The sequence below is a fragment of the Streptomyces sp. NPDC093065 genome (genome assembly GCF_044754585.1).
Taxonomy (GTDB): Bacteria; Actinomycetota; Actinomycetes; order Streptomycetales; family Streptomycetaceae; genus Streptomyces.
Genome location: NZ_JBIVPJ010000013.1, coordinates 197,823 through 211,085 on the forward strand (window position 1 = coordinate 197,823; position 13,263 = coordinate 211,085).

The 13,263-nt window shown below is 71.2% G+C and carries 11 protein-coding genes; 10 read left to right on the forward strand and 1 reads right to left on the reverse strand.

Going from position 1 to position 13,263, the window contains the following annotated elements; genetic code table 11:
* The first annotated feature begins 76 nt into the window (after positions 1 to 76).
* The 3 genes from ACIQFU_RS23285 to ACIQFU_RS23295 are packed head-to-tail and all read left to right on the forward strand — an operon-like array spanning position 77 to position 1,216.
* Positions 77 to 316, forward strand: a complete 240-nt coding sequence (locus tag ACIQFU_RS23285; RefSeq protein WP_402554073.1) for a DUF4244 domain-containing protein — start codon at positions 77 to 79, stop codon at positions 314 to 316.
* Positions 303 to 728 (forward strand): TadE family type IV pilus minor pilin, encoded by a 426-nt coding sequence (locus ACIQFU_RS23290; protein WP_402554074.1) that lies wholly within the window; start codon positions 303 to 305, stop codon positions 726 to 728. Before ACIQFU_RS23285 ends, ACIQFU_RS23290 begins: the two co-directional genes overlap by 14 nt.
* Positions 725 to 1,216: an Rv3654c family TadE-like protein gene (locus tag ACIQFU_RS23295; protein WP_402554076.1), complete on the forward strand. Its 492-nt coding sequence runs from the start codon at positions 725 to 727 to the stop codon at positions 1,214 to 1,216. The genes ACIQFU_RS23290 and ACIQFU_RS23295 overlap by 4 nt, the downstream gene beginning before the upstream one ends.
* Here ACIQFU_RS23295 and ACIQFU_RS23300 read toward each other — a convergent pair.
* Positions 1,179 to 3,635 (reverse strand): DEAD/DEAH box helicase, encoded by a 2,457-nt coding sequence (locus tag ACIQFU_RS23300; RefSeq protein ID WP_402554078.1) that lies wholly within the window; start codon positions 3,633 to 3,635, stop codon positions 1,179 to 1,181. The two genes, ACIQFU_RS23295 and ACIQFU_RS23300, sit on opposite strands and share 38 nt — an antisense overlap.
* A gap of 82 nt (positions 3,636 to 3,717) precedes the next feature.
* Between ACIQFU_RS23300 and bldG the strand changes: the two genes are divergently transcribed.
* The 7 genes from bldG (at position 3,718) to topA (ending at position 13,259) form a co-directional block, all read left to right on the forward strand.
* Positions 3,718 to 4,059 carry an anti-sigma factor antagonist BldG gene (bldG, locus tag ACIQFU_RS23305; RefSeq protein ID WP_003975386.1) on the forward strand — a complete coding sequence of 114 codons (342 nt, stop codon included), beginning with the start codon at positions 3,718 to 3,720 and terminating at the stop codon, positions 4,057 to 4,059.
* A 109-nt stretch (positions 4,060 to 4,168) separates the two neighbouring features.
* Complete coding sequence (locus ACIQFU_RS23310; RefSeq protein ID WP_373905014.1) at positions 4,169 to 4,600, forward strand: ATP-binding protein; 432 nt, start codon at positions 4,169 to 4,171, stop codon at positions 4,598 to 4,600.
* 314 nt (positions 4,601 to 4,914) lie between these two features.
* The gene (locus tag ACIQFU_RS23315; protein ID WP_402554080.1) at positions 4,915 to 7,299 is read left to right on the forward strand and encodes a sodium-translocating pyrophosphatase; all 2,385 of its coding nucleotides are present in this window, start codon (positions 4,915 to 4,917) and stop codon (positions 7,297 to 7,299) included.
* Between the two features lie 229 nt (positions 7,300 to 7,528).
* Positions 7,529 to 8,119 carry a small secreted protein gene (locus ACIQFU_RS23320; RefSeq protein ID WP_402554081.1) on the forward strand — a complete coding sequence of 197 codons (591 nt, stop codon included), beginning with the start codon at positions 7,529 to 7,531 and terminating at the stop codon, positions 8,117 to 8,119.
* Positions 8,120 to 8,179: 60 nt separating this feature from the next.
* Positions 8,180 to 9,697 carry a methyltransferase gene (locus ACIQFU_RS23325; RefSeq protein ID WP_402554083.1) on the forward strand — a complete coding sequence of 506 codons (1,518 nt, stop codon included), beginning with the start codon at positions 8,180 to 8,182 and terminating at the stop codon, positions 9,695 to 9,697.
* 225 nt (positions 9,698 to 9,922) lie between these two features.
* On the forward strand, positions 9,923 to 10,120 hold the full coding sequence (locus tag ACIQFU_RS23330; protein ID WP_402554085.1) for a hypothetical protein: 198 nt from the start codon (positions 9,923 to 9,925) through the stop codon (positions 10,118 to 10,120).
* Between the two features lie 268 nt (positions 10,121 to 10,388).
* Complete coding sequence (gene topA, locus ACIQFU_RS23335; RefSeq protein ID WP_402554087.1) at positions 10,389 to 13,259, forward strand: type I DNA topoisomerase; 2,871 nt, start codon at positions 10,389 to 10,391, stop codon at positions 13,257 to 13,259.
* Positions 13,260 to 13,263: the final 4 nt, after the last annotated feature.

Here is a 13,263-nt window from a genome sequence, read left to right on the forward strand (position 1 = left end):
GCCGGGGAGCGAGAGTCCGGCGTACGAGCGGCGGATGTGCAAGCGGGCAACGGGATCGAACCTTACGGGGGTTGCGATGTATCAGGTGGTACGGGCACGGCTGCGTGCCCTGGTGTTCGGAGCGGGTACGGCGCTGAGGCGGCGGGCCGCGCGGCAGGTCCTGCGGCGGGACGCGGGAATGGTCACGTCCGAGTACGCGATGGGGATCGTCGCGGCGGTGGCCTTCGCCGTGGTCCTCTACAAGGTCGTGACGAGCGGCGCGGTCAGCGCGGAGCTGCAGGGCATCGTGAAGCGGGCACTCGATGCCGGGATGTGACCGGACGGCGAGGACGCATGCGCGGGTCCGGGGCGCCGCCGGCGGACACCACCCGTACGGCGGACCGGACGGCGGCTTCGTGACAGCGGAGACGGCTGTGGTGCTTCCGGTGCTGGTGGTGTTCGCGATGGCGTTGGTGTGGGGTCTGCTCGTGGTGGCCGCTCAGATCCAGTGCGTGGACGCGGCCCGGACGGGCGCCCGAGCGGCGGCACGAGAGGACCCGGTGGACGCGGTCGTCGCGGTCGCCCGCGAAGCGGCGCCCCGCGGAGCGAGGGTCACGGTCAGCCGGGAGGCGGGCCTGGTCCGTGTGGTCGTGGTGGCCGACCCGCCCGCTCTGCACGGACTGCCCTTCGAGGTACGGGAGGAGGCCGTGGCCTCGGTGGAGCAGACGGCGGCGGGGGCGGAGTCGTGAGGCGCGACGCCGTGCGGACCGCGCCCGACCGGGGTTCGGCGACCGTGTGGAGCGTTGCCGCCATCGCCGTTCTGTGCCTGGTGTTCGGCGTCGTGCTCGCCCTGGGGCAGGCGGTCGTGGCCCGTCATCGCGCGGCCGGCGGCGCCGATCTGGCGGCACTGGCGGCGGCGGACCACTGGGCCGGGGGCGGCACGGTGGCGTGCGACAGTGCGGAGCGGGTCGCGCGGGCCCAAGGGGTGCGGTTGGTGCGGTGCGTGCTCACCGGGCAGGTCTCGGACGTGACGGCGGCGTCGGGCAGGGAGCCGTTCACGGCGGAGGTCCGGGCGAGGGCGGGCCCGGCAGACTCCCCCGCGTCCCCCGCGCCGCCGCTCACCTCCGCTCTGCCGCCGCCGCTCACCTCTGCGCTGCCGCCGCCCAAGTCCCCCGCACCGCGCCCGCCGTCCGCCCTCCCTACTCCGCCTCCGCCGCCCCCCGCAGGAGCACCGTGAGGAGCCGTACCGCTCCCCGCTTGTGCAGCGGATCGTTGCCGTTGCCGCACTTGGGGGACTGGATGCAGGACGGGCAGCCGGCGTCGCACTCGCAGGAGGCGATGGCCTCCAGGGTGGCCGTGAGCCAGTCGCGGGCCGTGTGGAAGGCACGCTCGGCGAAGCCCGCGCCGCCGGGGTGGCCGTCGTACACGAAGACCGTCGGCAGCAGCGTGTCCGGGTGCAGGGGGATCGACACGCCGCCGATGTCCCAGCGGTCGCAGGTCGCGAACAACGGCAGCATGCCGATCGAGGCGTGTTCGGCGGCGTGCAGGGCCCCGCCGAGGATCTCCGGGTTGATCCGGGCCGCGTCCAGCTGGTCCTCGGTGACCGTCCACCACACCGCGCGCGTGCGCAGCGTCCGGGGAGGCAGGTCGAGCTTCGTCTCGCCCAGGACCTCGCCGGTGATCAGGCGCCGGCGCAGGAAGGAGACCACTTGGTTGGTGACCTCGACGGAGCCGTAGCACAGGCGCCCGTCGCCCCAGGGGACCTCGACGTCGGTCTCCAGGACCGAGATCGCCGTCGTGTCGCGGGCCACCGTCGAGTAGGCGGGCGTGGCCTGCTCGACGAGCGCGACGGAGTCCTCCAGGTCCAGGGAGCGGACGAGATACGTGCGCCCCTGGTGGAGGTGGACGGCGCCCTCGTGGACGGTCGTGTGGGCGGCACCGGCGTCCACCGTGCCCAGCAGCCGGCCCGTGCCGGCCTCGACGACCTGGACCGGACGTCCGCCCTCGCCGCGGATGTCCGTCAGGTCGGCGGCCCGCTCGCGGCGTGTCCAGTGCCAGGCCCGGGTGCGCCGGCGCAGCAGCTTCGCCGCCTCCAGCTGGGGCAGCAGCTCTTCGCAGGCGGGGCCGAAGAGCTTCAGGTCCTCCTCCGTCAGCGGCAGCTCCGCCGCCGCCGCGCACAGATGGGGGGCGAGGACGTACGGGTTGTCCGGGTCGAGGACGGTGGACTCCACCGGCTGGTCGAACAGGGCCTCCGGATGGTGGACGAGGAAGGTGTCCAGCGGGTCGTCACGGGCGACCAGCACGGCCAGCGCCCCCTGTCCGGCCCGGCCGGCCCGGCCCGCCTGCTGCCACAGCGAGGCTCGCGTGCCCGGGTACCCGGCGATCACCACGGCGTCCAGGCCGGAGATGTCGAGGCCGAGTTCGAGGGCGTTCGTCGCCGCGAGGCCGAGGAGTTCGCCGGAGTGCAGGGCGCGTTCCAGGGCGCGGCGCTCCTCGGGGAGGTAGCCGCCGCGGTACGCCGCGACGCGTCCGGTCAGGGAGCGGTCGACCTCGGCCAGGCGTTCCTGGGCGATGACCGAGATCAGCTCGGCGCCGCGCCGGGAGCGGACGAAGGTGATCGACCGCATGCCCTGCACGGTGAGGTCGGTGAGCAGGTCGGCGGCTTCGGCGGTGGCCGTGCGGCGCACCGGCGCGCCCTTCTCGCCCTCCAGTTCGGTCAGCGGAGGCTCCCACAGGGCGAACACCAGTTCTCCGCGCGGTGACGCGTCGTCGGCGACCTCGACCACCGGCAGTCCGGTGAGCCGGCGGGCCGCCACCGCGGGCTCGGCGGCGGTGGCGGAGGCGAGCAGGAACACCGGCGACGCGCCGTAGCGGGCACACAGTCTGCGGAGCCTGCGCAGCACCTGGGCGACGTGGGAGCCGAAGACGCCCCGATAGGTGTGGCACTCGTCGATGACGACGTACTTCAGCGCCCTCAGGAAGGAGGACCAGCGGGGGTGGGAGGGCAGGATGCCGCGGTGCAGCATGTCCGGGTTGGTCAGGACGTACGTGCCGTACTGCCGGATCCACTCGCGTTCCTCGAACGGCGTGTCGCCGTCGTAGACCGCCGCTCGGACGGATGTGCCCAGAGGCTGTGAAAGTTCCTTCACGGACCGGCACTGGTCGGCCGCCAGCGCCTTGGTGGGGGCCAGGTAGAGGGTGGTGGCGCCGCGCCCGTTCGGGGCCTCGGAGCCGTCCACGAGGGCCGACAGGACCGGCACCAGGTAGGCCAGGGACTTGCCGGACGCGGTGCCCGTGGCGACGACCACCGAATCGCCGTCGAGGGCGTGCTCGGCCACGCGTGCCTGGTGGGCCCAGGGGTGTTCGATGCCCGCGGCCCGCACCGCGGCCAGGACCTCCGGCCGAATCCGGTCCGGCCAGACGGCATGACGGCCCGCACGCGGGGGCAAGTGCTCCGTATGAGTGATGCGCGCAGCCCGGCTCGGTCCCGCGGCGAGCCGGCCCAGGAGCATGCCCGGTTCGGGCCGGGAGCCGGGCTGGGCCGGGGATCGATCGGGTCGGTGATTCTTGGCCATCGGCACCGAGTCTGTCACTGGCGTGACGGACAATGGGACCAAGGCGTCGTGCACGCCTGCCGGTAAGTGATTGAATGCCATCGCGGCTGGCGAACCGTCCTGGGGGCTTCAAGCCGAGGTGTCCCGAGGGACGACCGCTCGATAGCAAGGTGCTGGAGGATCCGTGGACCTGTCCCTGTCGACCCGTACCGTCGGCGATCGTACGGTCGTCGAGGTCGGTGGCGAAATTGACGTATACACCGCGCCCAAGCTGCGTGAGCAGCTGGTCGAGCTCGTGAACGACGGGAGTTTCCACCTCGTCGTCGACATGGAGGGCGTGGACTTCCTCGACTCCACAGGGCTCGGCGTGCTGGTGGGTGGACTGAAGCGGGTGCGTGCCCATGAGGGCTCGCTGCGGCTGGTCTGCAACCAGGAGCGCATTCTCAAGATCTTCCGTATCACCGGCCTCACCAAGGTGTTCCCCATTCACACCTCGGTCGAGGAAGCGGTGGCGGCCACCGACTGACGACCGGTTCCGGGCCCCTGCGGCCCGGGACGGCAAGTAGAACGAGGGGGGTCCGGGCTGTCGGCGGCCCGGACCCTCGAAAGCACGCCCGTAGTTCCGAGGGGGATGCATGGCCACCGTCGAACTCCGCTTCAGCGCGCTGCCCGAGCACGTCCGGACCGCCCGTCTGGTGGCGGCCGCGGTGGCGCGCAGGGCCGGAGTGGACGAGGCCGTCCTCGACGAGGTCAGGCTCGCCGTCGGCGAGGCATGCACCCGGGCCGTGGGCCTGCATCAGCACGTCGGCATCACGGCGCCGGTCAAGGTGTCGCTGATCGAGGAGGAGAAGCAGTTCTCCATCGAGGTCGGTGACGAGGCGCCGCACGCGGTCCCCGGGGTCAAGACCTCGGGGGACGCCGCCGACGACCTGGAGGCCGAGGAGGACGAAATGGGCCTCGCGGTCATCAGTGGACTCGTCGACGACGTGGAGGTCTCGGCGGGCGAGGACGGCGGACTGATCCGCATGACCTGGCCCACCGCGCCGGCGGTGCTGCCGCCGATCTGATCCCCCGCGTCACTCCCGTTTCACCCAGAGGGCCCCACCTGGTGGGGCCCTCTGCCATGCGCGGACATACATTGGTGCCGTGCGGGCGTTAAGTGAATTCATTCACGATCAAGCGCATGAAGAATTGATCACCGGACGGTTCGTGACGCGGATCGCCGAACGGATCACGAAAGTAATGCCAGAGGGGCATTACTGCTTCCGGCCCCCGTGCGGTTGACAGAGCAATTCCTTTTGTCGTGCACTGTTTTGATCAGGTTCCGGTCCCTACAATCCCGTCCACATCTTGAGCTCAGCCCAAGCGTCAAGGAGGACGAATGGCGGAGCTTTCCACCTCTCATCTCGCAGCCGCCGTGCTGACCGACGGAAACCGCGCCCTGGTCGCGATCATCGCGGTCGTCGCGCTGGCCGCGCTGGTGCTCGCGGGCGTCCTGGTGCGCCAAGTGCTCGCGGCGGGCGAGGGAACCGACAGCATGAAGAAGATCGCGGCGGCCGTCCAGGAAGGCGCGAACGCCTATCTGGCCCGGCAGTTGCGCACGCTCGGCGTATTCGCCGTCGTCGTGTTCTTCCTGCTCATGCTGCTGCCCGCGGACGACTGGAATCAACGTGCCGGACGTTCGATCTTCTTCCTGATCGGCGCGGCGTTCTCGGCGGCCACCGGCTATATCGGCATGTGGCTCGCCGTACGCAGCAATGTGCGCGTCGCCGCGGCGGCGCGGGAAGCGACTCCGGCACCTGACGAACCGGAAAAGGATCTCACTCTCGTCTCGCACAAAGCGACGAAGATCGCGTTCCGTACGGGCGGTGTCGTCGGCATGTTCACGGTGGGTCTCGGCCTGCTGGGTGCCTGCTGCGTCGTGCTGGTGTACGCGGCCGACGCGCCGAAGGTTCTGGAGGGCTTCGGCCTCGGTGCCGCGCTGATCGCGATGTTCATGCGGGTCGGCGGCGGCATCTTCACCAAGGCCGCCGACGTCGGCGCCGACCTGGTCGGCAAGGTCGAGCAGGGCATTCCGGAGGACGATCCGCGCAATGCCGCGACCATCGCCGACAACGTGGGCGACAACGTCGGCGACTGCGCGGGCATGGCGGCCGACCTCTTCGAGTCGTACGCGGTCACTCTGGTGGCGGCGCTGATCCTCGGCAAGGTGGCGTTCGGCGACTCCGGACTGGCGTTCCCGCTGCTGGTCCCGGCGATCGGCGTGCTCACCGCGATGATCGGCATCTTCGCGGTGGCGCCCCGGCGGTCCGACCGCAGCGGCATGAGCGCGATCAACCGGGGCTTCTTCATCTCCGCGGTGATCTCGCTGGTGCTGGTGGCGGTCGCCGTCTTCGTCTACCTGCCCGGCAAGTACACCGACCTGGACGGCGTCACCGACGCCGCGATCGCCGGCAAGAGCGGCGACCCGCGGATCCTCGCGCTGGTCGCGGTGGCGATCGGCATCGTGCTCGCCGCCCTGATCCAGCAGCTCACCGGCTACTTCACCGAGACCACCCGGCGCCCTGTCAGGGACATCGGCAAGACCTCGCTCACGGGTCCCGCCACCGTCGTCCTCGCCGGGATCTCCCTCGGTCTCGAATCGGCCGTCTACACCGCCCTGTTGATCGGTCTCGGCGTCTACGGGGCCTTCTTGCTCGGCGGCACGTCGATCATGCTGGCGCTGTTCGCGGTGGCGCTGGCCGGCACCGGCCTGCTCACCACGGTCGGCGTGATCGTCGCCATGGACACCTTTGGGCCGGTCTCCGACAACGCGCAGGGCATCGCCGAGATGTCCGGCGACGTGGAGGGCGCCGGCGCCCAGGTGCTCACCGACCTGGACGCGGTCGGCAACACCACCAAGGCCATCACCAAGGGCATCGCCATCGCCACCGCCGTCCTCGCGGCGGCGGCCCTCTTCGGGTCGTACCGCGACGCCATCACCACCGGCGCCGCGGACGTGGGCGAGAAACTCAGCGGCGAGGGCGCGCCGATGAACCTGATGATGGACATCTCGCAGCCCAACAACCTGGTCGGCCTCATCGCCGGCGCGGCGGTCGTCTTCCTCTTCTCGGGGCTGGCGATCAACGCGGTCTCGCGGTCGGCGGGCGCGGTGGTCTTCGAGGTCCGGCGGCAGTTCCGGGAGCGGCCCGGGATCATGGACTACAGCGAGAAACCCGAGTACGGCAAGGTCGTCGACATCTGCACCAGGGACGCCCTGCGGGAACTCGCCACGCCCGGTCTGCTCGCCGTGATGGCGCCCATCTTCATCGGGTTCACGCTCGGCGTGGGCGCGCTCGGCGCGTTCCTGGCGGGCGCGATCGGCGCGGGCACGCTGATGGCGGTGTTCCTCGCCAACTCCGGCGGTTCCTGGGACAACGCCAAGAAGCTCGTCGAGGACGGCCACCACGGCGGCAAGGGCAGCGAGGCCCACGCCGCCACCGTCATCGGCGACACGGTCGGCGACCCCTTCAAGGACACCGCGGGTCCGGCCATCAACCCGCTGCTGAAGGTCATGAACCTGGTGGCTCTGCTCATCGCTCCCGCCGTCATCAAGTTCTCCTACGGGGCCGACAAGAGCATCGGAGTACGGGTGCTGATCGCCGTCGTCGCGTTCGTCGTCATCGCGGCGGCGGTCTACGTGTCCAAGCGGCGCGGAATCGCCATGGGCGACGAGGACGACACCGACGAGCGGCCCAAGTCGGCCGATCCGGCGGTGGTTTCGTAGGCATCCGCCTTCGGTCCCGTCGTACGGCCTGGCCGCGGACGGGGCGCAAGGGACGGGCGGACGGCGCGTGTTGACGCGTCGTCCGCCCGTTTCGCGCGTGTGCGCCCCGCACGCCGTGAGCCTTCTCTCCCTTGCTCCCTCTTGGTGCAAATGGCTTCAATAAGGTCATAACGGATGTTCGTCCGGTGGATGTCCCCCATCCGGCGTGTATGTTCCGGGGCCGAGAGCCATGGAAGGGACCAAACCGGTGAACAAGAAGCTCGCGGTCGCACTGTCCGGCGGTGCGGTACTGGTACTGGCGCTGACGGGATGCGGAGGCAGCGACGACAACGAGAAGCTGGACTCCTGGGCCAAGCAGGTCTGCGAGGGCGTGCAGCCGCAGGCCAAGAAGATCGAGGCGGCCAACGCGGCGATCCAGAAGGAGACCTCGGACAGCAGCACGCCGGCCGAGGTCCAGAAGACCGACGCGAAGGCGTTCCAGGACATGTCCGACGCCTACAAGGCGATGGGCGCCACCGTCCAGAAGGCCGGCCCCCCGGACGTCGACGACGGCGAGAAGAAGCAGAAGGACGCGGTCACCGAGCTGAACGGCCTCTCCTCCTCGTACGCCTCCCTGCGCCAGCAGGTGGAGAAGCTCAACACCAAGGACCAGGCCGAGTTCGCCGACGGCCTCAAGGACATCGCCACCGAGCTGAACAAGCTCAGCAAGAGCGGCAGCGACGCGCTGAAGACCCTGGAGGAGGGCGACGTCGGCAAGGCGATGGCCAAGCAGCCCAGCTGCAAGTCGGCTTCGGCGACGCCGTCGGCCGCCAAGGGCTGACGGGGCGGCGTCCCACGCGGACGCGGGGCGGGGCGCGGGCCGCCGGGCCACAATGGAGGTGTGAGTAACGCCAGCCTGTCCCCCCTGCCCTCCGCCGACCGCCCCGACGTCACCGTCCGGCTGCGGGACGCCCTGCTCGGGGCGTCCTTCACCGCCGACGGACTGCTGGAGCTGCTCGGCGCGCCCGCCTACGCGGCGCTGTCGCGCAGCGAGACCGTCCCCGCGCTCCGGGCGACCCGCGGCGACACGCCGCTCGAACTGCTCGTCCGGCTGTTCCTGCTCCAGCAACCCGTGCCCCGCGCGCGCGTGGCGGACGTGCTGCCGGTCGACGCCTGCCTGGAGAGCGGATGGCTCGAGGGCGCGGGCGACGACGAGGTGGCGGCCACCGTGGACGTGCGGCCCTACGGCGGGCCCGGCGGCGAGGACTGGTTCGTCGTCTCCGACCTGGGCTGCGCGGTCGGCGGCGCCGGCGGCATCGGCAACCACGCCGAGGGTGTCGTCCTCGGTGTCGGCGGCGCCTCCACGACCCTGGCGGGCCTCACCGTCCGCACGCCCGTCTCCGCCGCCCTCGACCTGGGCACCGGCTCGGGCATCCAGGCGCTGCACGCCGCCGCGCACGCCACGCGCGTGACCGCCACCGACGTCAACCCGCGCGCGCTGCACATCACCGCCCTCACCCTCGCCCTGTCCGGAGCCCCGGCCGCCGACCTGCGCGAGGGCTCCCTCTACGAGCCGGTCGCCGACGACGAGACGTACGACCTCGTCGTCTCCAACCCGCCGTTCGTGATCTCGCCGGGTGCCCGACTCACCTACCGCGACGGCGGGATGGGCGGGGACGATCTGTGCCGCTCGCTCGTTCAGCAGACGGGGGAGCGCCTGAACGAGGGCGGGTTCGCGCACTTCCTCGCCAACTGGCAGCACGTGGAGGGGGAGGAGTGGACCGACCGGCTGCGCTCCTGGGTTCCGCGCGGCTGCGACGCCTGGATCGTGCAGCGCGAGGTGCAGGACGTCACCCAGTACGCCGAGCTGTGGCTGCGCGACGCGGGCGACCACCGCGGTGACCCGGCCGAGTACCAGGCGCGGTACGACGCGTGGCTGGACGAGTTCGAGGCGCGCAAGGTCAAGGCCGTCGGCTTCGGCTGGATCACACTGCGCAGGACCGCGGCCGCCGAACCCTCGGTCGTCGCCGAGGAGTGGCCGCACCCCGTCGAGCAGCCGCTCGGCGAGACCGTGCGCGCCCACTTCGACCGCGTCGACTACCTGCGCTCCCATGACGACGCGGCCCTGCTGGAGGCGCACTTCACGCTGGCCGGCGAGGTCGTCCAGGAGCAGGTCGGACTGCCGGGCGCCGAGGACCCGGAGCACGTCGTCCTGCGCCAGAACCGCGGCATGCGCCGGGCGACGCGAGTCGACACGGTCGGCGCCGGTTTCGCGGGCGTCTGCGACGGCACGATGAGCGCGGGCCGCATCCTGGACGCCATCGCCCAGCTGGTGGGCGAGGACCCGGTCGCCCTGCGCGACCGCACGCCCGCGCAGATCCGCCTGCTGGTGGAGCAGGGCTTCCTCGAACCGGCGTAGAAGGGCGCCTTTGCCGGAGGTGGGTGCGCGCACCCATTTCTTTTCCCCGGCCGCCCGCGATGCCGCCCCGACCGCGTACGGCGAGCCGGCCCCGGGGCGGCGACACGCCCCGGCCCCGTCGGCGTCGGCTCCCCGTTCACCTCGGGTTCGCCTGCCCGCCGCCCGCGCGTGACAGCCTCCCGGAGGCTGGACACGCGCGGGCTGAGGAAAAGGGGCAAGGGGACCATGGAGAGCGGGCCGGCGATCTTCACGGGATTGGTGTTCGCCCTGTTCGGGGCCGGTCTGCTGGCGTGGACCACGACACGGGTCCGGCACGGCCGGCCCGTCGCGCTCGGTGTGAGCCCGGTCGCATCGGCGACCGTCGCGAGCGTCGCCGCGGTGATCGCGCTGGGCCTCGGGGCGTGGTGCCTGACGCGGGTGTGAGACACCGGGCGCGGGCCCGGGCCGCAGCGCCGCCCGGGTAACCGGGGGATCGCGCTCCGGATGCGAGGGCCGGGGCGGGTGAGCACTCCGGGCGGCAGGAACACGGTTCGTCGGGTTACCGTTCGAGTGGCCGTTGTGGGCTTTTCCCGTTTGACACGGGGGCGGGAGGTACCGTCACACTCCGCAGCGTCACGATCGAAACACAGAACGACCCGACCCGGGACCACGCCCTGGGGAGGCCCAGCGTCGACCGGAGAGAAGAGCGAAGTTGTCCCCGACCAGCGAGACCGCGAAGGGCGGCCGCCGACTCGTCATCGTCGAGTCGCCTGCCAAGGCGAAGACGATCAAGGGCTATCTCGGCCCTGGCTACGTCGTCGAGGCGAGCGTCGGGCACATTCGCGACCTTCCCAGCGGCGCGGCGGAGGTGCCGGAGAAGTACACCGGCGAGGTCCGCCGCCTCGGTGTGGACGTCGAACACGACTTCCAGCCCATCTACGTGGTCAACGCCGACAAGAAGTCCCAGGTCAAGAAGCTCAAGGACCTGCTGAAGGACTCCGACGAACTCTTCCTCGCCACCGATGAGGACCGCGAGGGCGAGGCCATCGCCTGGCACCTGCAGGAAGTCCTCAAGCCGAAGATCCCGGTCAAGCGCATGGTGTTCCACGAGATCACCAAGGACGCGATCCGCGCCGCCGTCGCCAACCCGCGCGAGCTGAACCAGAAGCTCGTCGACGCCCAGGAGACCCGCCGCATCCTCGACCGCCTCTACGGCTACGAGGTCTCGCCGGTCCTGTGGAAGAAGGTCATGCCGCGCCTGTCGGCCGGCCGTGTCCAGTCCGTCGCCACCCGGCTCGTCGTCGAGCGGGAACGCGAGCGCATGGCGTTCCGCTCCGCCGAGTACTGGGACCTCACCGGCACCTTCGCGACCGGCCGCGCGGGAGACGCGTCGGACCCGTCGTCGCTGGTCGCCCGCCTCCAGACGGTCGACGGACGGCGTGTCGCGCAGGGCCGCGACTTCGACTCCCTGGGGCAGCTCAAGAGCGCGAACATTCTCCACCTCGACGAGGCGAACGCCCGCGCGCTCGCCGCCGCGCTGGAGAACACCCGCTTCGCCGTCCGCTCCGTCGAGTCCAAGCCGTACCGCCGCTCGCCGTACGCCCCGTTCCGTACGACGACGCTGCAGCAGGAGGCCTCGCGCAAGCTCGGCTTCGGCGCGAAGTCGACCATGCAGGTCGCCCAGAAGCTGTACGAGAACGGCTACATCACCTACATGCGTACGGACTCCACGACCCTGAGCGACACGGCGGTCACCGCCGCCCGCGCCCAGGTGACGCAGCTGTACGGCGCCGACTACCTGCCGCCCCAGCCGCGCACCTACGCCGGCAAGGTCAAGAACGCGCAGGAGGCGCACGAGGCGATCCGCCCGTCCGGCGACCGCTTCCGCACGCCCGCCGAGACCGGTCTGACCGGCGACCAGTTCAAGCTGTACGAGCTGATCTGGAAGCGGACCGTCGCCTCCCAGATGAAGGACGCGACCGGCAACAGCGTCACCGTGAAGATCGGCGGCGCCGCGTCGGACGGCCGGGACGTCGAGTTCAGCGCCTCCGGCAAGACCATCACCTTCCACGGCTTCCTCAAGGCCTACGTCGAGGGCGCCGACGACCCGAACGCCGAGCTGGACGACCGTGAGCGCCGCCTGCCGCAGGTCGCCGAGGGCGACGCGCTGACGGCCGAGGAGATCACGGTCGACGGCCACGCCACCAAGCCCCCGGCCCGCTACACCGAGGCGTCGCTGGTCAAGGAGCTGGAAGAGCGCGAGATCGGCCGCCCGTCGACGTACGCGTCGATCATCGGCACCATCCTGGACCGCGGCTACGTCTTCAAGAAGGGCACGGCACTCGTCCCGTCCTTCCTCTCCTTCGCCGTGGTCAACCTCCTGGAGAAGCACTTCGGGCGGCTCGTCGACTACGACTTCACCGCCAAGATGGAGGACGACCTCGACGCCATCGCCCGCGGCGAGGCCCAGTCGGTGCCGTGGCTGCGGCGTTTCTACTTCGGCGAGGGCGACGGCACGGGCGGCGGCGCCGCGGCCGACGCGGGCAACGGCGACGGGGACCACCTCGGCGGCCTCAAGGAGCTGGTGACCGACCTCGGCGCGATCGACGCCCGAGAGGTGTCGTCCTTCCCCGTCGGCAACGACATCGTGCTGCGCGTCGGGCGCTATGGCCCCTACGTCGAGCGCGGCGAGAAGGACTCCGAGAACCACCAGCGCGCCGACGTCCCCGAGGACCTGGCCCCGGACGAGCTGTCCGTGGAGCTGGCCGAGGAACTGCTCGCCAAGCCGAGCGGCGACTTCGAGCTGGGCACCGACCCGGCCACCGGCCACGCCATCGTCGCCAAGGACGGCCGCTACGGCCCCTACGTCACCGAGGTGCTCCCCGAGGGCACCCCGAAGACCGGCAAGAACGCCGTGAAGCCGCGCACCGCCTCGCTGTTCAAGTCGATGTCGCTGGACACGGTGACCCTCGACGACGCCCTCAGGCTCATGTCGCTGCCCCGTGTCGTCGGCACCGACGCGGAGGGCGTCGAGATCACCGCGCAGAACGGCCGCTACGGCCCGTACCTGAAGAAGGGCACGGACTCGCGGTCGCTGCAGACCGAGGAGCAGCTCTTCGGCATCACGCTGGAGGAGGCGCTGGCGATCTACGCCCAGCCCAAGCAGCGTGGCCGGGCCGCCGCCAAGCCGCCGCTGAAGGAGCTGGGCACCGACCCGGTCAGCGAGAAGCCCGTCGTGGTCAAGGACGGTCGCTTCGGCCCGTACGTCACCGACGGCGAGACCAACGCGACGCTGCGCTCCGGCGACAGCGTCGAGGAGATCACGCCCGAGCGGGGCTACGAGCTGCTCGCCGAGAAGCGCGCCAAGGGGCCCGCCAAGAAGACGGCGAAGAAGGCCGCGAAGAAGACGGCCGCCAAGAAGGCCCCGGCCAAGAAGGCGGCCGCGACCAAGAAGACGGCCGCCGCGAAGACCACCGCGGCCAAGAAGACCGCCGCCAAGAGCACGGCGAAGAAGACGGCCGCGAAGACGACCGCCGGCACGGCCGCCAAGAAGGCGACCGCGTCGAAGACGTCGCAGGACTGAGCCC

Coding starts and splice junctions, on each gene's coding strand:
- ACIQFU_RS23285 (WP_402554073.1), top strand. CDS start 77: ATGTATCAGGTGGTACGGGCACGGCTGCGTGCCCTGGTGTTCGGAGCG.
- ACIQFU_RS23290 (WP_402554074.1), top strand. CDS start 303: ATGCCGGGATGTGACCGGACGGCGAGGACGCATGCGCGGGTCCGGGGC.
- ACIQFU_RS23300 (WP_402554078.1), bottom strand. CDS start 3,635: ATGGCATTCAATCACTTACCGGCAGGCGTGCACGACGCCTTGGTCCCA.
- ACIQFU_RS23310 (WP_373905014.1), top strand. CDS start 4,169: ATGGCCACCGTCGAACTCCGCTTCAGCGCGCTGCCCGAGCACGTCCGG.
- ACIQFU_RS23315 (WP_402554080.1), top strand. CDS start 4,915: ATGGCGGAGCTTTCCACCTCTCATCTCGCAGCCGCCGTGCTGACCGAC.
- ACIQFU_RS23320 (WP_402554081.1), top strand. CDS start 7,529: ATGGAAGGGACCAAACCGGTGAACAAGAAGCTCGCGGTCGCACTGTCC.
- ACIQFU_RS23330 (WP_402554085.1), top strand. CDS start 9,923: ATGGAGAGCGGGCCGGCGATCTTCACGGGATTGGTGTTCGCCCTGTTC.